We start from the raw sequence: 18,615 nt of genomic DNA, 5'->3' as shown, positions 1-18,615 counted from the left end.
AAAAATCAACTTTACATAATAGTGTCTATAAGACACTATTTCTTGCAGACAACAAGATTGCTGTATATCACAGCGATCTTGCACAGACAGGAGGTGAATATGTCTCTAGGTATTCAAATGCATCAAGGCACAGTTAACTCACCACATCAGCAAGCTGATTTTTATCGACTTCCAGCCGCTAGCGATGAGGCTAATTTCCGTTTATTTCAATTTGGTGCGGGGGAGAATCATGTTCAACTGCGGGTTCCTCCAGCGAAACGCGTCACAGTTTTTTTCGGTTATCGTGGCGATCAATCCATCATGCAACTCTTATTGTTAACTGATGCATTACGCCGCAGCGGTGCAGAGCAGATCGATCTGTTACTGCCTTATATGCCAGGCGCCCGCCAAGATAGAGTCTGTAATGTGGGCGAGGCCTTATCGGTAAAAGTCTATGCCAGCCTGATTAATCAGCAGCAATATGCTTCAGTCAGCGTTTTTGACCCGCACAGCGATGTCACCGCGGCATTATTAGACCGAGTGCAAGTTATTGACAACCACAGCTTTGTCGCCGCGATTACAGCTCAATTGACCGGTGATCTAGTGTTAGTTTCGCCTGATGCGGGGGCGAATAAGAAAGTATTCGGCTTAGCTAAGGCGTTACAGGGAATGCCGGTGATCAGGGCCGATAAACATCGCGATGTGGTCAATGGCCATATTATCGCTACTGAAGTGTTCTGTGATGATTTATCGGGTAAAACCTGCTTAATCGTCGATGATATTTGTGCTGGTGGCAGAACCTTTATCGAACTTGCCATCAAGTTAAAGCAAAAAGGGGCCCAAAGCGTCATTTTGATCGTGTCACATTATGAAGATAAGGCCAGCGAATCGGCTCTGCGTGATGCGGGCATAGACAGATTATTTTGTACTGATAGTTTAGGTGTCCCTACACATATTTCGAGCGAGTTCTGTCATTGCCACGCTGTTTTGCGTTTTATGAATCATTAAGGGAAATATGATGTACTTGAATCCCGTTACCGCCATTGATGGCTACAAAGTCGACCACCGTCGTCAATATCCTGATAATACTCAAGTGATTTTTAGTAACTTGACCGCCCGTAAATCCCGTCGTGGTTATACTGAGCAGATGGTATTTTTTGGTCTGCAATATTTTATCAAGCATTACTTAATCGACAGTTGGAACCGTGATTTCTTTCAACAGCCCAAAGAGCAAGTGATTCGCCAATTCTCCCGCCGCATTAATAACTATCTTGGACCAAATAATGTGGGCACTCAGCATATTGAGGCGTTACATGATTTAGGCTATTTACCCATTAAAATCATGGCATTGCCTGAAGGCTCAGTGTATCCCTTAAAAGTGCCTTGCCTGGTTTTGTACAATACCGATGAGCGGTTCTTTTGGTTGACCAATTATCTCGAAACGATGCTTTCTGCCAATGTGTGGGGAATGTGTACTAGCGCCACTACCGCGCTGCAATACCGCAAAATATTTGAGACTTACGCGCTAGAAACCGATGGTGACATCGCATTTGTTGATTGGCAGGGCCATGATTTTAGTTTCCGCGGCATGTATGGTGCAGAGGCTGCGGTAATGAGCGGCGCCGCCCATCTACTCAGTTTTACGGGCACAGATACCATTCCCGCGATTGATTTTCTTGAACAATATTATCTTGCAGACAGTGATAAGGAACTCGTTGGCGGCAGTGTGGCCGCAACGGAGCACAGTGTGATGTGTGCGGGTGGTATGGAGAATGAATTAGAGACGTTCCGCCGTCTGATTGAAGATATTTATCCTAGCGGCATTGTCAGTATCGTTTCTGATTCTTGGGATTTTTGGCAGGTGATGACAGAGTTCACCGTTGCCTTAAAAGACCGCATTCTTGCCCGTGAGGGCAAAGTGGTGTTTAGGCCTGATACGGGTTGTCCGGTGAAGATCATTTGTGGCGATCCACAAGCAGCTGTGGGGAGTCCTGAGTATAAAGGCGCTATCGAGTGTTTGTGGGATGTCTTTGGGGGCAGCACAACTGCCAAAGGTTACAAATTACTCGATAGCCATGTCGGACTGATTTATGGCGACTCAATCACCATTGAACGGGCAGAAGCCATTTGCGCCGGTTTGAAGGCCAAAGGTTTTGCATCAACTAATATTGTGTTTGGTATTGGCAGTTTTACCTATCAACACGTGACCCGAGATACTGACGGGTACGCGGTGAAAGCAACCTTTGCGAAAGTGGATGGCAAAGACAGAGAAATATTTAAAGATCCTAAAACCGATGATGGCACTAAAAAATCCGCTAAGGGATTGGTTGCAGTATTTAAAGATGAGCAAGGTCAATTTTATCTTAAAGATCAAGCAAGCTGGCAAGATGTTAACCATTGCGAGTTTGTCCCCGTATTTGCCGATGGTGAATTATTAACTGAATATTCTTTGGCAGATATTCGCGCAAGATTGGCAGCATCTCGTTGTTAACAATGTAAATCCCTATCGACAGTGAGAGAGAAAATTGGCTGGCAATGCGGTTTTTATGTGAATACGCTTGCCAGTCAACTTAAATCATACTGGCTGTCATGACGGCTGTTATTGCTAAATGCGCTAGTCACATAATAAAACGGTGAGAACAAAAGGCTAAGAGACTAGCTGGTTTCGTTTAAGAATTTTATAGGTGCGACGGCCAATGTTTTCGAGGTTTTTTAAATCTTTTAGGCTGGGTACCGCATCGGAATATTGCCAATAGCTGATTTCTGCATCGAGCATTTCAAGCATTTTTTTCGAACAACCTAAACATTCGCCTTGGCACATTTGTGCTTCATCTAAATTCAGCGGAATTGTTTGCTGGATTTGTGCGATAAGCTGTTGCATAGCGGTTTTGGTATTCGGTTTTGACATAAAAATACTTCACAGTCAGAAAGTGTGAACATATTAGCAGAAGCGAAAATTGATAGAATTGATCTAGATTAATACACATTTGGTTCAGCGTGTATCCATGTGAGCTAGATACTGGCTGAACCAAACGAGTTCGTCATATCGACGTGAAGGGATAGCAAATCGTGATATTTGGCTATCGATAAAGGCGAGTTGATTTCGGTATGGCGAGGAAAATGGGACCGAATAAACCAACATGCCATTATGTGTACTCGATGAGTACTTAATTCAGACTTATTTATTTGACGACAAAAGCCATTTCATAAAGTTTAAGGCTTCGGTACGTTTTGAAAACGTCTGTCTGTTTTTACCTTGTCTATCGGTAAAAGCAATTGAAGTTTTGTTGACTGAAATTGAATCTACAGGGAAGTTCACTGTGATTTCATGTCCGTTAATTTTGTATGACATAGGCCACACTCCTTTTAATTAAATTCACCCTTAGGTGAGCAAGTAATAACGATAAAATATCCTTAGCATAATTGCGAAAGATGATACTAATGAGTCTTGAGGTTACCCATTCCACCATGATTAATCAAGAGATGCTGTATTGATAACTAATGCAAATCAGCGATTGTGTCAATGGAATATCCCAATTAGACCAGTTAAACATAGTCAAGTGACAGTACTATGACATTGGCCGAATTAAAGAGTTCATTTTTTTGAGTTAATGTTGAAAATCATTAACCCATTATTTTTGCAGGACTTACTTGTAGTAGGCTTTCTTTGTGAGGATCAAGTTTGATACAAGTCAAACTGATATAAAAAGGGTAACAACAAGATACTTCTCAAAACGCGGTGCAGTATAACAGTATATTACCCGCTGGCAAGTGTAATTTTTGCTCAGCGAGTAATGTTTTTATATTGTTTCTTTTGTTGCTATTTTGCGGGTTAGATTTTTAGCTATTTTTCACTATTTGATGCGTAACTGACTTTAGTAAATCAGCTCACCAATAGGGTTTAATAATTTGCTTAATCCCTTAGTGAAATAGAGCGGTGCGTCCAACACTGTGTAACATAAACATCCCGTTTGAGTTGTGGGAGAATGCTGTGCATTACCATCTAAGATAATAAAGTCGCCAGGAACATAATTACCTGATGAGTCCGAAAATTCGCCCGCCAATAATAACGTCAACTCAATCCCTTTATGGGTATGCTGTGGGATTTCACCTAGCGCTTCAATATGCAATAAACTGGCGCGAGTATTTTTTTCATCTAGGTCGAATCGCATCCGACTGACTTTACCAATTTGTTGCCATGGCTGTGCAATATGTTGCCGAAACACCCTAGGCAGTTCGTAGCGGATATTTTTATGGTTAACACTCACTGAAGATTCTATGTAAGGTTCATGCATAGTACTTTCGGGAAGCGCCATAATGTTCGATAACATTTGTTGCCAGGGATCGTTATCGACGACATCAATCTCATTTGACGCGTTGTGTTGAACCGCATTATCACTGGGGGAAACAAAAGCGAGTTTGGCCGCTTCTTCAGTCAATTTAGCTACTTGAGTTTGGCATTCTTGACATAAGGCACAATGTGCAGCAACAGCGATAGACATCGACAAAGGGAGCTGACCTTGTGCATGGGCCTGAAGTAATTCTGCATGGGGGTGATGTTTAATCATGTTGTGTCTCCAAAAAGCTTTTAAGCTTTTCTAACCCCAATCTGAGTCGCGATTTAATGGTGCCAATGGGGACTTTTAAGGCATCAGCCAATTCTTGTTGGGTGAGTTCTTGCATATAAATGCCTTGTACGACTTGACGTTGAGCAAGGGGCAGGGCATCTAAATGAGCGAGTAACTTGGCGGTCAATTTATGGTCAGGGTTGTTATCTTGGCTAACCGCAGCGTCATACAGTGGCCAGATATCATCGCCAAATGCATCTTCACGGTTGTGCTGCACCCGTCTAAGCATATCGAAGCATTGGTTACGCATAATGGTAAATACCCACGTTGCGACAGAACCTTTATCTGCATTGTATAAATGAGATTTAGTCCAAACGATGGTCATCGTTTCTTGAACTAAATCCATGGCGAGGCCTTGTTGATTTAATCGTTGCAGACCAAATGCCCGAATTTTGGGCATAAAGTGACTGAACAAATAGCCAAATGCCGCTTTGTCCCGTTGATTAGCAACTTTGATGATGGCGCTTACTAAGGGATCTGCATCCGTTTTATGCTCATCGGCAATCAAATTATGGTTATCGTTTTCCATAGCTATTTCGATAGGTGGCGATAACTGCCTATCATAGCGATTTTGCGCTGAATGTGATTGAAAATTTTCCATTATTGAGCTCTTCATTTAAGGTTCAATCCCGTTCGAACATGGCTTCAAATCCTGCTTCGCTGTCAATGTTCGATAAGCATGCAGACCAATACGCAGCGCCCTAGAAATTGGATCACTGAAAATTATTTTATAACGGTTCTTAGTAAATCCAGTGTGAGCTGGTGGTCGAGCGCATTAATGCAGGTGTACTTTTCCGCTGAACGTATGGGTAAAATTTCAAGCCAGCGTTGGCAAACCCATGCAATATCATCAAATTGTGCCGCTTGATATTGTTGTAGGTGCTTTGGGTACTCTTTCAGAATATTTTGCAACATATCACTGAGATAACGCTCATTTTTTTGAATCTGTGCTGCTGGCCAGTTATCGATTAGACTGATTTGCGCGCGCTTTAAACCATCGGACTCCACATTGATGTCGCCGAGAGTAAATCGTTGTTTCCCTTCAATGCTGACACCTAACATGCCATCAGGTAAGGTCTCAAAGTCAATGATATGCACTAGAGTACCAATTGGATAAAGCGTGCTATTTTCCTCTGAGGTCATACACAGGCCAAAACCATCGCCTGATTTAAGTGATTCAGCCACCAAACGTTTATATCGAGGTTCAAAAATTCGTAATTGAGTATATCCCTCAGGTAATAAACAGATGGGTAATGGAAAAAGAGGTAATTTCATAGTGGCCTCGGGTGAACTTAAGTTTCTATCATTACGTACCATCATCAGAATTTGATCAGTGTTTCAAGCAACAGCCTACTCATTTAAGGGGATATGATGAAGTTAAATCCATTCGAGAAAAAGCTGGTTCAGCATCCGCTGCGTTTTTGGTTGCAAAACCATATTGAAGCACCATTATTGACCTCAATGATGCCTAAACCGCTTGTGTATATTCAACAGGCGCTCGAAATTGGTTGTGGTTTTGGCAATGGTATTCATTTGATCCGTGAGCATTTTGGTGCCGAGCATGTTACCGCGGTGGATCTCGACCCTGAGATGGTGAGTGCAGCTAAGGCCCGCTGGAGGTCTTCAGCCCATGGGCTCGAACAGCTCGACTTTAGTGTTGCCGATGCAACCGCATTACCTTTTAAGGATGCACAGTTTGACATCGTGTTTAATTTTGCGGTGTTCCACCATATTCCTGACTGGCAATCCGCGATTGTTGAGGTTGCCAGGGTATTAAAGCCGAACGGGTATTTTGTGATAGAAGATCTTTACCGTGCCGCGATTTGTAATCCACTGAGTCGCCGGTTGTTTGAGCATCCGCAGCAGAATCGATTTGACCATCAGCAATTATTGCATATGCTTCGCCAAGCGGGGTTTAAGATTGTATGTGACAGGAATCTGTTTAATTTGAGCGGTATGGTGCTGGCTCAAAAGGTTTTTTCTTAAACCTTAAGGTCTTTATATCGCTGAATATTGAATTGAGCATGGGTTGATTGTTTGTTCTGTAAACTGCTTACCCGAGAAATGAGCCGTTTTCGCATCAGAGTGATTGTAATTTTTAGATAAAATCGACATATCACATGGTTCTCATTGCGAGTTTGCCGCTATAATTTAGCTTAATCCTTAGCAGCTGAGGGAAGTTCTTCCTCCCCAGAGTAGAGAAGTCGCATTATGGCAAATGTCTTGGCAACGGTAGATCAACGCACCAATCTCGTCGGTGAAAATCGGCTTGAACTGCTGCTGTTTCGCATTAATTCGATGCAGCTATTTGCGATTAACGTCTTTAAAGTTAAAGAAGTCGTTAAACTACCACACCTTAACGCTATGCCTGGGAGCCATCCGCATATTTCTGGTGTAGCTAATATTCGGGGGATGTCTATTCCGGTGATTGATTTGCGTTCGGCCATTGGTTTCAAACCTGTGCCGCCAGATGATAATGCCAATATGATCATCACTGAATATAACCGCAGTGTGCAGGGATTTTTAGTCGGTAAAGTCGAGCATATTATCAATATGACGTGGAGTGATATTATGCCGCCGCCGAAAACGGCGGGTCGGAATAATTATCTTACCGCAATCACCCGAATCGAGTATCAAGGCCAATCGCAATTGGTTTCAATTATCGATGTGGAGAAGGTGCTGGCTGAAATTGTCCATTACGATATTAGCCTATCTGAAGGTGTGTTAGATGAGAGCTTGTTAGACAAAATGCCCGGCCGGAAAATATTGATTGTAGACGATTCATCGACTGCAAGGCGGCAAGTGCGTGAAACGCTTGGCCAATTGGGTATTGAAATTATCGAAGCCTCCGATGGGTTGCAGGCGTTACATTTACTGCAAAAATGGCGCAATGAAGGTAAGAATGTCGCCAAAGAACTGCTCATGATGATCACCGATGCCGAAATGCCTGAAATGGATGGTTACAAACTGACCTATGAAGTCCGTAATGATAAGGCTATGGCGGACTTATTTATCACGCTAAATACTTCGCTGAGTGGTAGCTTTAACAATGCGATGGTGGAGAAGGTGGGCTGTGATCGTTTTATTTCTAAATTCCAACCTGATTTACTGGTCGAAGTCGTACAGGACAGGTTAAAACAAGTTCTCGGTAAATAACTTCATCTAAACGAGTGGCTGCCTTTAGAAACATAAGGTTTTAGTTTGGGTGGCTACTCGCTTAATTCTGCTTTGACATCGGCTAACACTTGGCGCTTCATTTCTTTCGCCGCGGCAATGTGGATACGTGCAAGCCTGAGTGCGTAGCTAAATCGATGTTTACCAACGAGCCTAAGTAATTCTGCAAAAAAGGCTGAATCTAAGCAAAATTGTTTGCTGTAGTAGTGAATGGCAGCAGGCAATGATGAATAGCTTACGCCATCGAACTCAAACTGAGTACTGTCTTGTTGACATTCGAGGTCAACGCCTTCAAGCAGAATGGGCCATCCGGGAAAGTTGATCCTGTCGCGGGCAATTTGATACATCATCCAAGCACTTTTTTTAAAGCCTTCAAACACTTTGCAGGAAAACTCAGACTCGGCGAGTTCCGCTTCTGTCCAATTAATGCCAATGGCTAAATGTTTAGCGTAAAGGGTCATTAAGGCATCTTTAACCGCCATTCGGCAGTCCCAAATTGAGGTTAAGGGATGTTGTTTCGCCAGTTTTAAGCATTCGCTGCAGCAAGGTACGGCAAGGGAAGGATGGGGCGCATGCGGCGTTGCATGATATTCAAAAAAATCTTTACAAGGTTCACCACAAAACCAGCAAAGGTGGCGCTTATCGAAGGGAATATCGATACAAGTAATAGGCAACATCAAGGCCTGAGTTCCTCTGGCCTTGATGTGTTAAGCATGACGCTGAGAAAATTAAGCTTCTTCAACATCAACTAAATTTTTGGCAAGTACGATAGGATCGAGTTCTAAACATTCTTCATCGCTTTGCCAATCAACGCCAATGAGCACGCCATCATCATTTAAATCGAATACCCAGTATTCAAGAAATTCTTCAAGGCTAATCGCAACGGCTTGGTAGTCTTTCCATTCTTCGGTGCAGTGGGATTTTGCCTGCGCTTCGCTTGACCACAAAGGCATTACATCAGTGTCTTCGAACTCGCCTGAGTCACAAACCACCCAGCCTTCGCCTGTTTCATCCATCAAACCCCACAGTGTTTGATGCTCTTTTACGTTTTCGATAAAGCCAGCTAAAGCCGCGTTGATTTCAGTCATGATAGGTCTCTTTGAAGTTGCTATTAACTCACCCATTATACGGCAACGGCTAGATAGACCAAGGGATTCTTTGTTAAGATTTTTTCGCTGTTGTTTAACTGAGCAATAAGCGAATTTATCCGTGTATTTATGGTGATGAGCATTGTGTTGACGGGCGCTATCGGTCAGGATGTGCGCTCTAGAGGCGTAAATCGGGTTAACCGGAATTACGCGCATCTGGAGGATTTCCAGTGGGGGAGAAAATACCTTTGTGGATTTTTAGCCGTTGTTCATTCTCGTTTATCCTTGAATTAAGCCAGCAACTGCTTTGTGGCTAAAAATCGTATCTCTCTTGGCATGAGTCGATCCCAACTCGTGTCTTGCTCAGCTAAGGCATACCTTAGCACTGAATTGAGGAGTAATTGATTTGATGAAAGCAAAAGGCATGTACTATCTTGCAGCGAGCATCACGGCCTGTGTTAGCTTAAGTGCTTGTTCTAGCGCGCCTACCGCTAATGCTACGTCTGACAATAATAGTCAAATTGCTATCGAACAGGCCCAAGCCGTGCAATTGAACGAGATTATCGCCAGCCATGCGGCCGCCTTTCCTACGTGTGTTGCAAACCTTCAGGCGCGCGCGCAACGTGAAGGTCTATCTGAAGAGACGATTAACAATACAGTGGCAAGCCTACAGTTTGTACCTAAGGTGATTGAGCTTGATCAAGCTCAGCCTGAATTTAGTCAAACCTTCACGAATTATTTCACCAAACGGGCAACGGATTGGCGAGTTAATGAAGGTCGACGTCTACTGAAAAAACACCGAGTATTGCTTGATAAACTCGCGCAGCAATACGGCGTACAGCCACAATACATTCTGTCTTTTTGGGGACTAGAGACCAACTATGGTTCTTATAAAGGCAAAATGTCCGTCTTAGATTCCCTTGCAACCTTAGCCTGTGAGCCTCGTCGAAGTGATTATTTTACGACTGAGCTGATGCAAGCGCTTAAGCTTAAAGAAAAATATGGCTTTGATAAGAGCACTATGGTGGGCTCTTGGGCAGGCGCCATGGGGCATACTCAATTTATGCCCTCGGCTTATGCTAAATATGCCATCGATGGCGATGGAGACGGTAAAGCGGATCTGTGGAATAGCACAGAGGATGCCCTCACATCAGCGGCTAACTTTCTACAACACTTAGGCTGGCAGCGTAACGAGCGTTGGGGCCGCGAAGTATTATTGCCAAACAATTTTAGCTACCAACATCTTGGGGCTAAAGAGGCGCAGCCTCTGTCACAATGGGCTGCGCAATCTGTGCGGCAAACGAATGGATTGTCTTTGCCCGCTATTGATATGAAGGCCGCGCTATATTTGCCTTCAGGTCACACTGGACCTGCGTTTTTAGGCTATGAAAACTTCAATGTGATTATGCGTTGGAATCGCTCGGAGTTTTACGCCATTACCGTGGGCCATTTGGCTGATAGAATTAATGGCGGCGAACCATTAAAAGTCGCGCCGCCCGAGCAGCCACGTTTGAGTCGTGAGCAAATCAAACAGTTACAAACCAAACTGAATGAATCCGGCTTTGATGTTGGTAAACCTGATGGTGTGTTAGGCCGCAATTCGACTGCGGGGATCCAAGCATTCCAACGCAGTAATAATATGATTGCCGATGGTTTCCCAAGTCCTGAAGTCTTTACTGCCCTAGGTATTTCACTCTGATAGACGCCTCGTTATAGGTCATCGCCCGCAGACAATGCTTGAAGCAACCACTGCGCTCCATTGGCGCAGTGGTTTTGTAGGGATAAAACAGTGGAGTGCAAAGGCCAGTTTTGTTAAGCTCGGCCGACATTTGAAATCGAAGCAAGTCAAAGGATATTCGATGAACATTAAAGACGATATGGTTGTGCAGTTTAATTACACCCTGCGCGACGAAAAAGGCGAAGTGATCGAGACGAACGAAGGTCGCGAGCCTATCGCTTATTTACACGGTCATGACAACATGATGCCTGGTGTTGAGAATGCGATTAATGGTAAAGCGGTCGGTGAAAAGTTCACAGTGACGCTGCCATGCGCTGAAACCTATGGTCAACGTATTGAAGGTGAAGCGGCGCAGCAACGTGTATCGGTAAAGCACCTGTTAGGCGCTAGCGTGTGGAAGCCAGGTATGACGGCGGTAGTTCATACTGACCACGGTCAACGCCAAGTGACAATCGTAAAAGTCGGTAAATTTATGGCGACCGTGGATGTTAACCATCCATTAGCGGGCCGTGACTTAACCTTCGATATCGAAGTGGTTGGCGCCCGTGATGCGACCGATGAAGAAATCGCCCACGGTCATGCCCACGGTGTCGGTGGTCATCACCACTAATCGGCCAGAATGTGATGTTTGATAGCGCTGCTAGCGCATTTTAAGTGCTGCGATACAATCACCTGCCGATGATAAAGCAAAGCCCAAACCTAAGTTTGGGCTTTTTTGTTGGGTTATTATTTGAATTCTGCTTTAACCTCATTTCGTGACGGTAAATTCACCTCAAACCGCTCTTTACCACGCTTACTGCGATGAATTGACTTAATTCTTAGTTTTCACACTCCAGATCAATCTTCACTTGCGGTTAATGCTCGTGTTCAATCGGGGTATCGCTAAACATCATATCTAAACTGGCTTGAGTCTGTGGATGGTAGCCGCTGCGCGCCGCAAGGTAGACGGCTTTAGCCCAGTCATAGTGCTCGCTGCTCGCCAGTTTTTGGTACAAGGGCACAATCAGCCTGCGCCTGCCGATCTCAGTTAAGTGCTGTTTTAATGCGGGTAACACGCTGTAGTATCCGTTATCGAGGGCGAGGGCATACCAAGCAAAGGCGATTTCATTATTGTGGGTGCCAGTTAAATGAAAGGCCTTATCTAACTCGGCTAATTGTTGCTCAGTGAGATTTAGTCTTGGCATTTCATTAATAAAGCGTAGCCATTGATGCACAGTCCAGCCCTGAGTGTTTAGGGCGCTGGCGGCACGCTTGCCTTCTAACCATGCTTGGCGCTGGGCATCGATATCATCGAAGGCGTGTGAGTTGGGGGGCACTAAAAAGCTAGGTAAACCTTGTCCCTCAACCCAAGTATCCACTTCGGACTCGCTGACGATATTGGGATATTTTTGCAATAACTGCTGCGTGAGGTAATTGCGGAACTGCTCCGTGGTAATGCTTTGAAACGCAAAGTGATCAAAGTAACTTTTTACAAAGTTATCGAAGCGTTCACGGCCGAACTTTTGCTCAAGGAAACGCAGGAATAATTGTCCTTTGACATAGGGCACGCCGCTAAAGGCATCGTCGGGATCGCGCTCACCTAAGTCAATATGCAGTACGGTGTCGCCTGCGGGTAACTCGGTTAATTCTGCCAATAGTTCAGAGTAACCAATGGTTTGCTCCATCAATGCACGGTCGCGGCCATAGAGATCTTCCATAATGCGGTTTTCCACATAAGTGGTAAAACCTTCGTTGAGCCAGAGATCGCGCCAGGTGGCGTTAGTGACTAAATTGCCCGACCAAGAGTGGGCCAACTCGTGGGCAATTAAACTCACTAGGCTTTTATCTCCCGCGATGACTGTGGGGGTAATAAAGGATAATCGCGGATTTTCCATCCCGCCGAAGGGAAAACTCGGCGGAAGGATCAGTAAATCGTATCGACCCCAGCGGTAATCGCCGTAACGTTTGGCGGCGATGGCGATCATCTCCGGCGTATCGGCAAATTCTTTGCTGGCCTTGGCAAGCATTTCGGGCTCGGCCCAAATGCCTGAGGTGTCGTCTAAGGCGGCAAATTGCAGGTGTCCCGCAGCAATGGCAATCAAGTAAGCTGGAATCGCCTGCGGCATAGTGAATTGGGTTTGCGTTGCAGACATACTCTCTCGGTCGGCACTCATGACGACACTAATACCTTGCTTCGCTGTGACTGTGGCGCTGTAGGTTTGGCGCACTGCGGGCGTATCTTGCAGCGGGATCCAGCTCCTGGCATGGATGGCTTGGCTCTGGCTAAACATAAATGGCCATTGCTTACCTTGGGTTTGCTCTGGAGTCAGCCATTGAATGCCTGATGGATTCTTGGATGTATGGTAATTAACTTTGATCTTAGCGACTCGCTCTTGAGGCAGATTGATGGTGAGCGCTGCGCCTTTGACCTTATCGGCCGCACCTAAACTAAAGGGCACGGCTTGCCATTGGCCGTTTGCATTTAACATGCTGACACTGTTAATCGTCAGGTCACGGGTATCTAACACCAGCATCTTGCCTGCTTTATGCCAATCTAGCTCGAGAATGGCGTTGCCCGAAAGTTGTAGCAGCTCAAAATCTACGTTTAATGCCAATGCGATGTGATGAATGCTCACTTGCTGGTAATTGGCAAAGGTCAGCTCATCGGTGACAGAGTGCATTTGGCTTGTGGCGGAACTTGCCAGGCTGGTATTCGGTAAGGCATTGGCAGCATTGGCATAATGTACTAATGGCAGCAGCATCAAGAGTGCGCTGCTAATAAGGGTACGACGGGATAAAAACATATAACCACCCAGTGTTGTGATTCTTTTTATGGTGTAAAACGCGCTAGCCGTGAGCGGGCTGGCATCGCTGATGCGGGATTTTACTCGAACTGCTCTGGTTTGGGGCAATTTAGCTGACACTAAAATGTAATTAAACTTTATCTAGACTGTGGGATTGCCTTGCTAAATGGCTGGGTTAAGCGTCTATGCCGAGCGGATAAGGACTTGACGTAAGCGCACTCTAATACTGCAGCTGTATGGATTTGATGGTGATGGATAAACCTAAGTTTGCTCAACCTATAGCGTTCTGTCATCAACCCTAATGCGAGTTTAAAAGTTCATCCTTCGCGAAATAACTTTGCTATCATGGCGCGTTTTAACAGTGACTATCACGAGAGCGGAATAGCTATGTTAGTGGAATTTTCTCAGGGTAAGTTGATTGCCACTGAATTTGAAGTGCAGATCCGGCTGAACATGGCCAATGTGGTGCTTCAAGCCGCGGCCGAAGACATCAGCCTTAGGCAGGAGCCGCCGATGATCATCGCCAATGGCGGCGGCGTGCGTTGGAGCATTAAATTAGATAACACAAACCAGCTCGACGCATTGCAAGCTCTCCTCGGCATTGATTATCTGTAAAGCGCTCGCGGGGCGAGAATAATAACTTTTGATTTATAAAGGATTTGTCTGTATGACACTTGAACGTATTGTGATTGAGCCTCAAGTTGAGGCGACGACGGCGGTGATTTGGTTACACGGTTTAGGAGACTCGGGCGCCGGGTTTGCACCTGTGGTTCCGGCGTTAGGATTGCCTGCGGGACATAGCATTCGCTTTATCTTCCCCCATGCACCAGAGCAAGCGGTGACCATTAACGGTGGCTACATTATGCGCGCTTGGTATGACATTAAAAGTATGGACTTGCATGATAGAGCGGATATGCAGGGCGTGATGGCATCAGAATTAAGCGTTCAGGCGCTGATTGATGAACAGATTGCCGCAGGTATTCCAAGTGAGCGCATTGTGCTGGCGGGGTTTAGCCAAGGCGGAGTGATGAGTCTTTTTACCGGATTACGCTATCCTCAAAAACTTGCCGGTATTATGGCGTTATCCTGCTATTTGCCAACGGGTGATGTATTGCCAAGCCAACTAAGTGTGGCCAATGCTGACACGCCGATTTTGCAGCAGCATGGCGAGCAGGATGATGTCGTTCCGTTATCGGCCGGATTGTTGGCAAAAGAGGCGTTAATTGCCGGTGGATATCCGGTGCAATGGCAAACCTATCCGATGCCACATTCAGTTATTCCAGTGCAATTAAAAGCGATTAGTGCTTGGTTACAACAGCGTTTTGAAATGTAGTTAAATCTAAATGCTTATAAAATCATCATGCGGTAAACAATTTTTTGCCGCTTGATGTTTTTTATAAAGAACAATGCGGCTGTCTGCGAAACTTCTGTAAGCTACTTAAATTAAAGCGTTTAAATTTACAATTATATTTTTAATTGTCATTAAATTCGAAAAGTGAAAATAAGTCGATTAGCTTATTTTTTATTTGAAACAAAACTGTATTAAAACTCGCCAAAAATCCCACATTAAAGTCACGTTTATTAATAAAAATGACACAATTCATCTTTATTCTTTGATATTATGCGTGACGCGAGAGTTGATGGTACTCGCACAATCTATCTATGATAAAATAATTAAAATCAAGGGGTTGATGTAATGACAAATAAGCTTATTAAAGGATTAATTGCCACTGCCGTGCTTGCTGCGTTAGCAGGTTGTAATAGTGATGATGACAAAGTTCCAACAACTTGCGCCGAAGCGGGTGCTGCCTGTAAAACATTTACGGTATTACATACAAACGATAACCATGGCCGTTTTTGGGAAAACAAAGATGGTGAATATGGTTTAGCTGCTCAGAAAACTTTGGTTGATCAAATTCGTGCTGAAGTCAGCAAGAAAGGTGGTCAAACATTGTTGCTTTCTGGTGGTGATATTAACACTGGTGTGCCTGAATCCGATTTACAAGATGCGATTCCTGACTTTACTGGTATGAACAAAATTGGTTACGACGCAATGGCAGTCGGTAACCATGAATTCGATAACCCATTATCTGTTTTAGATATGCAGCGTCGTTTAGCCGAATTCCCAATGCTGGCGGCGAACATTTACCGTAAAAATGCTGAGGGTGGTCAAGGTGAACGTTATTTCGAGCCTTACAAAGTGTTCGATATTAACGGTCTTAAAGTAGCTGTGATTGGTTTAACCACCGAAGACACTGCAAAAATCGGTAACCCAGAATTTATCAGCGATTTAATTTTCACCGATCCTAAAGTGGAAGTGGCGAAAGTTATCAAAGAAATTAAAGACGCCAAAGCGGCTGATATTATCTTCGCAACGACTCACATGGGTCACTATGCCGATGGCCAAAACGGTAGCAACGCCCCAGGCGACGTCGCTATGGCACGTGCGTTGAATAAAGGCGACTTACAAGTTGTGATTGGTGGTCACTCACAAAATCCAGTGTGTATGGAACCGGGTACTGACAATAAGTCTTATGCCGACTTCAAACCTGGTGATGACTGCGCGCCAGATCAACAAAACGGCACTTGGATCATGCAAGCCCACGAATGGGGTAAGTATGTTGGCCGTGCGGATTTCCAATACTTCAACGGTGAACTGCATTTAGCCAGCTACAAGCTGATCCCTGTTAACATGCGTAAACTGGACGAAGCGGGCAAGAAAACCACAGAACTGGCTGGCACTAAGATTGAGCCAGATGCTGAGTTAAAAGAGCTGCTGTCTTACTATCAAGAGAAAGGCCAAGCTAAGTTAGACGAAGTGATTGCGACTACCGATGCGCTGCTCGATGGTGAACGTGCAAACGTACGTAACAAGCAAACCAACTTAGGCCGCATGTTAGCCATGGCACAAAGCGGTAAAGTGTCTGCTGACTTTGGTGTAATGAACTCAGGTGGTGTGCGCGCTTCTATCCAAGCGGGCGACATTACTTACCGTGACGTGCTGACGGTTCAACCTTTCGGCAACATGGTGACCCTGAACGAAATGACGGGTACTGAAGTTGCAGCTTACTTAGGCGCAGTGGGCAGTATCCAAATCGGTTCGGGAGGTTATGCGCAGATCACTGGCGTGAAAATGACCATCGACTGTGCGGCTAAAAAAGCAACAGTCCATGAAATCAATGGTAAAGAGTTCAGCGCTACAGCAAACTACAAATTCACTGTACCTAGCTTTAACGCTGCAGGTGGTGACGGTTATCCTAAACTGGCGAGCCCAATCCAGACAGGTTATGTAGACGCCGATTTACTTTATTCCTTCCTGAAAGAGAAACAATCCATTGTTGCAGCTGATTATAATCCAGTAGGTGACATTGTGTATGAAAACTCTGAAAGTGTAGAAGGTTGTAAGATTACTGCTAAGTAATCTACAGCGGTTAATAAAATGCCACTCAATTTGAGTGGCATTTTTATTTTGCTCGTTTATTTTTCCATCCGTTAGATACAGCCTAAAATCACCATAAAATAAAGCGATACATTTTGCTAACTATGTATATTAAATTGAGTAGATTGATATTTCGTAACGCGAGATGTTCAATTGATTCTATTTGTATCAGTTTATCAATAATCGCTTAAATTTGCTTAAAGACCTTTAACGCTATGTTTGGGTTGAATTTTGTACGTTTTAAACTCAAAATTTATTTGCTGTGTATGTATCAATTTGTTTTTTTGTTGTTATTTGTTGTTGTCGATATTCGTTTTGATTAACAGTATTGATACGTCAAGGGAACTTGAAAATTAACTAAAATAACAACAAGACGGGTTTATTCATTTAAGCCTCAAGGAGAGATATATGCATCATCTAACGTTAGCAGCTAGAGCTGTGCGCGCTAGTCTAATCACTATGGGTTCTGCTAGTGTTTTATTATCTGGAATAACGATTGCGGCAGAAGAAAATACCAAAGTTGAACGTATTGAAGTCACTGGATCACGTATTAAACAGGTGGATATGGAAACCGTTTCTCCTGTCACTGTGATTAATGCGGCTGATATTGCGATGACGGGTGAAAAAACCGTTGCTGATGTTTTGAATAACTCGGCAATCAATAGCTTTGGTTCATGGCGGGGCGTTTCTGGTTATGGGTCAGGTGCTAGCTCAACAAGTAATGTTAATCTTCGCGGACTAGGCTCGTCTGCTACGCTGGTGTTGCTCGATGGCCGCCGTATGCCTGGTACGAGCTCAAGCTCGGGCTCTGTTGCAGACACATCCTCAATTCCAATGGCGATAGTCGAGCGCATTGAAATCCTACGTGATGGCGCCTCTGCTGTTTATGGTTCAGATGCTGTTGCGGGTGTGATCAACATTATTACCAAAAAAGAATTTGATGGCTTGCAATTAGATTACAGTACAGAGCAGCCTAGTGTTGAAGGCGGTGATGCTAATCGTTTATCCATTGCAACAGGTTATAATACGGATAAAGGCAATATTACCTTAACCTATGAATACTATGATACCAAAGCCGTCATGGATCGTGATATTTGGAATATGGACGATCCGAGTTACGCAACCTACAGTGGTTTTAGTTCTGTGCCAAATGGTAAATATGGCACAGGTAATGGCAGTTGGTATAGCAATTCAGATATTTGTGACCAAACTGAAAATACCGTCGATACAACCGATGGAAATAATAAGGGCCGCTGTTTATATGATTATGGTAGAGTGACTAAATTATTTGGTGATCAGACCCGTAATTCCTTTTTATCCAATTTTACCTATGAAATTACCGACGGTATTCAATTTCGCGGTCGTGCATCTGCCTCGTTAGCTGAAACTGAAACGCGTTACGCAGGGACACCTGTGTCAACAAATTATCCAGTAATGAGTGCTGATAATAAATTCAACCCCGTTGGGGAAGATATGACACTTTATATGCGCTCTGCCCAAATTGGCGAGCGTGATACCTTAACTGAGACCAATAATGTCGATATTCTCGGTGGTTTTATTGGTACGCTGGATTTAGGCAATGGCATTGATTGGGAATTAAATGCACAGCATTCCCGCTCAACCACGAATTCATTTAATTACAATTTAATTAATGATGAGACCGACTTTCCGCACCTGATTTAGGAATAAATTTGCCGATACCGTTCGCCTAACACGTCGAGAATGATCTGCTGGTCCACTGTGAGTCCTGTGACTTGAGGTGGCGCCTCTCCCAACTGGTACTCGT

17 protein-coding genes and 1 pseudogene are annotated in these 18,615 nt (G+C 44.3%); 10 read left to right on the top strand and 8 right to left on the bottom strand.

Annotated features, from left to right (window positions below):
- The first annotated feature begins 99 nt into the window (after positions 1-99).
- Both prs and AEA42_RS08865 read left to right on the top strand, forming a co-directional pair.
- Positions 100-987, top strand: coding sequence for a ribose-phosphate diphosphokinase (gene prs, locus AEA42_RS08870; RefSeq protein ID WP_055647546.1), 888 nt, complete (start codon positions 100-102; stop codon positions 985-987).
- Positions 988-994: 7 nt separating this feature from the next.
- A complete protein-coding gene (locus AEA42_RS08865; RefSeq protein WP_229777911.1) occupies positions 995-2,470 on the top strand; it encodes a nicotinate phosphoribosyltransferase in 1,476 nt (491 codons plus the stop codon).
- Between the two features lie 156 nt (positions 2,471-2,626).
- Here AEA42_RS08865 and AEA42_RS08860 read toward each other — a convergent pair whose 3' ends face one another.
- The 5 genes from AEA42_RS08860 to AEA42_RS08845 all read right to left on the bottom strand — a co-directional run bounded on the left by AEA42_RS08860 (position 2,627) and on the right by AEA42_RS08845 (position 5,882).
- Entirely contained in the window at positions 2,627-2,887 is a 261-nt protein-coding gene (locus AEA42_RS08860; RefSeq protein WP_037417676.1) for a hypothetical protein, read from the bottom strand.
- A 270-nt stretch (positions 2,888-3,157) separates the two neighbouring features.
- Positions 3,158-3,331: a hypothetical protein gene (locus AEA42_RS22240; RefSeq protein WP_011072074.1), complete on the bottom strand. Its 174-nt coding sequence runs from the start codon at positions 3,329-3,331 to the stop codon at positions 3,158-3,160.
- 523 nt (positions 3,332-3,854) lie between these two features.
- Positions 3,855-4,547, bottom strand: coding sequence for a ChrR family anti-sigma-E factor (locus AEA42_RS08855; RefSeq protein WP_055647544.1), 693 nt, complete (start codon positions 4,545-4,547; stop codon positions 3,855-3,857).
- Positions 4,540-5,208 carry a sigma-70 family RNA polymerase sigma factor gene (locus AEA42_RS08850; protein ID WP_047536767.1) on the bottom strand — a complete coding sequence of 223 codons (669 nt, stop codon included), beginning with the start codon at positions 5,206-5,208 and terminating at the stop codon, positions 4,540-4,542. The genes AEA42_RS08855 and AEA42_RS08850 overlap by 8 nt, the downstream gene beginning before the upstream one ends.
- Positions 5,209-5,330: 122 nt before the next feature.
- Positions 5,331-5,882, bottom strand: a complete 552-nt coding sequence (locus AEA42_RS08845; RefSeq protein ID WP_037417721.1) for an LON peptidase substrate-binding domain-containing protein — start codon at positions 5,880-5,882, stop codon at positions 5,331-5,333.
- A gap of 96 nt (positions 5,883-5,978) precedes the next feature.
- On the opposite strand from AEA42_RS08845, the gene AEA42_RS08840 reads away from it, so the two are divergent.
- Together AEA42_RS08840 and AEA42_RS08835 are read left to right on the top strand one after the other, a co-directional pair.
- Complete coding sequence (locus AEA42_RS08840) at positions 5,979-6,593, top strand: class I SAM-dependent methyltransferase (RefSeq protein ID WP_047536769.1); 615 nt, start codon at positions 5,979-5,981, stop codon at positions 6,591-6,593.
- Between the two features lie 225 nt (positions 6,594-6,818).
- Positions 6,819-7,763 carry a chemotaxis protein CheV gene (locus tag AEA42_RS08835; RefSeq protein ID WP_055647543.1) on the top strand — a complete coding sequence of 315 codons (945 nt, stop codon included), beginning with the start codon at positions 6,819-6,821 and terminating at the stop codon, positions 7,761-7,763.
- A 53-nt stretch (positions 7,764-7,816) separates the two neighbouring features.
- Here AEA42_RS08835 and AEA42_RS08830 read toward each other — a convergent pair whose 3' ends face one another.
- Both AEA42_RS08830 and AEA42_RS08825 read right to left on the bottom strand, forming a co-directional pair.
- Positions 7,817-8,458 (bottom strand): hypothetical protein, encoded by a 642-nt coding sequence (locus AEA42_RS08830; protein ID WP_055647542.1) that lies wholly within the window; start codon positions 8,456-8,458, stop codon positions 7,817-7,819.
- 51 nt (positions 8,459-8,509) lie between these two features.
- Positions 8,510-8,869, bottom strand: coding sequence for a DUF2750 domain-containing protein (locus tag AEA42_RS08825; protein ID WP_037425300.1), 360 nt, complete (start codon positions 8,867-8,869; stop codon positions 8,510-8,512).
- Positions 8,870-9,275: 406 nt separating this feature from the next.
- On the opposite strand from AEA42_RS08825, the gene AEA42_RS08820 reads away from it, so the two are divergent.
- Positions 9,276-10,568, top strand: coding sequence for a lytic murein transglycosylase (locus AEA42_RS08820; protein WP_037425298.1), 1,293 nt, complete (start codon positions 9,276-9,278; stop codon positions 10,566-10,568).
- A gap of 160 nt (positions 10,569-10,728) precedes the next feature.
- A complete protein-coding gene (locus AEA42_RS08815) occupies positions 10,729-11,217 on the top strand; it encodes a peptidylprolyl isomerase (RefSeq protein WP_037417724.1) in 489 nt (162 codons plus the stop codon).
- 244 nt (positions 11,218-11,461) lie between these two features.
- Here AEA42_RS08815 and AEA42_RS08810 read toward each other — a convergent pair whose 3' ends face one another.
- Positions 11,462-13,390: a M1 family metallopeptidase gene (locus AEA42_RS08810; protein ID WP_082389626.1), complete on the bottom strand. Its 1,929-nt coding sequence runs from the start codon at positions 13,388-13,390 to the stop codon at positions 11,462-11,464.
- Between the two features lie 387 nt (positions 13,391-13,777).
- Here AEA42_RS08810 and AEA42_RS08805 point away from each other — a divergent pair, with 387 nt between their 5' ends.
- The 4 genes and pseudogenes from AEA42_RS08805 to AEA42_RS08790 form a co-directional block, all read left to right on the top strand.
- Positions 13,778-14,005 carry a DUF3389 domain-containing protein gene (locus tag AEA42_RS08805; protein ID WP_011623027.1) on the top strand — a complete coding sequence of 76 codons (228 nt, stop codon included), beginning with the start codon at positions 13,778-13,780 and terminating at the stop codon, positions 14,003-14,005.
- Positions 14,006-14,057: 52 nt separating this feature from the next.
- Positions 14,058-14,723, top strand: a complete 666-nt coding sequence (locus AEA42_RS08800; RefSeq protein WP_055647541.1) for an alpha/beta hydrolase-fold protein — start codon at positions 14,058-14,060, stop codon at positions 14,721-14,723.
- A 363-nt stretch (positions 14,724-15,086) separates the two neighbouring features.
- Complete coding sequence (gene ushA, locus AEA42_RS08795) at positions 15,087-16,811, top strand: bifunctional UDP-sugar hydrolase/5'-nucleotidase UshA (RefSeq protein WP_055647540.1); 1,725 nt, start codon at positions 15,087-15,089, stop codon at positions 16,809-16,811.
- Between the two features lie 426 nt (positions 16,812-17,237).
- A pseudogene (locus AEA42_RS08790) lies at positions 17,238-18,488 on the top strand (TonB-dependent receptor plug domain-containing protein); the annotation flags it as partial.
- Between the last annotated feature and the right edge of the window lie 127 nt (positions 18,489-18,615).

This window comes from Shewanella sp. Sh95, assembly GCF_001308045.1.
Lineage (GTDB): Bacteria > Pseudomonadota > Gammaproteobacteria > Enterobacterales > Shewanellaceae > Shewanella > Shewanella xiamenensis.
The sequence above is the reverse complement of the archived record's forward strand: the minus strand, read 5'-3'. Positions and strand labels throughout refer to the sequence as shown.

What these genes read in the sequence shown, in the direction of transcription:
- AEA42_RS08850 (WP_047536767.1), bottom strand. Translation starts at nt 5,208, where the DNA reads ATGGAAAATTTTCAATCACATTCAGCGCAAAATCGCTATGATAGGCAG.
- AEA42_RS08830 (WP_055647542.1), bottom strand. Translation starts at nt 8,458, where the DNA reads ATGTTGCCTATTACTTGTATCGATATTCCCTTCGATAAGCGCCACCTT.
- AEA42_RS08825 (WP_037425300.1), bottom strand. Translation starts at nt 8,869, where the DNA reads ATGACTGAAATCAACGCGGCTTTAGCTGGCTTTATCGAAAACGTAAAA.
- AEA42_RS08810 (WP_082389626.1), bottom strand. Translation starts at nt 13,390, where the DNA reads ATGTTTTTATCCCGTCGTACCCTTATTAGCAGCGCACTCTTGATGCTG.
- AEA42_RS08815 (WP_037417724.1), top strand. Translation starts at nt 10,729, where the DNA reads ATGAACATTAAAGACGATATGGTTGTGCAGTTTAATTACACCCTGCGC.
- AEA42_RS08805 (WP_011623027.1), top strand. Translation starts at nt 13,778, where the DNA reads ATGTTAGTGGAATTTTCTCAGGGTAAGTTGATTGCCACTGAATTTGAA.
- AEA42_RS08845 (WP_037417721.1), bottom strand. Translation starts at nt 5,882, where the DNA reads ATGAAATTACCTCTTTTTCCATTACCCATCTGTTTATTACCTGAGGGA.
- AEA42_RS08800 (WP_055647541.1), top strand. Translation starts at nt 14,058, where the DNA reads ATGACACTTGAACGTATTGTGATTGAGCCTCAAGTTGAGGCGACGACG.
- prs (WP_055647546.1), top strand. Translation starts at nt 100, where the DNA reads ATGTCTCTAGGTATTCAAATGCATCAAGGCACAGTTAACTCACCACAT.
- AEA42_RS08835 (WP_055647543.1), top strand. Translation starts at nt 6,819, where the DNA reads ATGGCAAATGTCTTGGCAACGGTAGATCAACGCACCAATCTCGTCGGT.
- AEA42_RS08865 (WP_229777911.1), top strand. Translation starts at nt 995, where the DNA reads ATGATGTACTTGAATCCCGTTACCGCCATTGATGGCTACAAAGTCGAC.
- ushA (WP_055647540.1), top strand. Translation starts at nt 15,087, where the DNA reads ATGACAAATAAGCTTATTAAAGGATTAATTGCCACTGCCGTGCTTGCT.
- AEA42_RS08855 (WP_055647544.1), bottom strand. Translation starts at nt 4,547, where the DNA reads ATGATTAAACATCACCCCCATGCAGAATTACTTCAGGCCCATGCACAA.
- AEA42_RS08860 (WP_037417676.1), bottom strand. Translation starts at nt 2,887, where the DNA reads ATGTCAAAACCGAATACCAAAACCGCTATGCAACAGCTTATCGCACAA.
- AEA42_RS22240 (WP_011072074.1), bottom strand. Translation starts at nt 3,331, where the DNA reads ATGTCATACAAAATTAACGGACATGAAATCACAGTGAACTTCCCTGTA.
- AEA42_RS08840 (WP_047536769.1), top strand. Translation starts at nt 5,979, where the DNA reads ATGAAGTTAAATCCATTCGAGAAAAAGCTGGTTCAGCATCCGCTGCGT.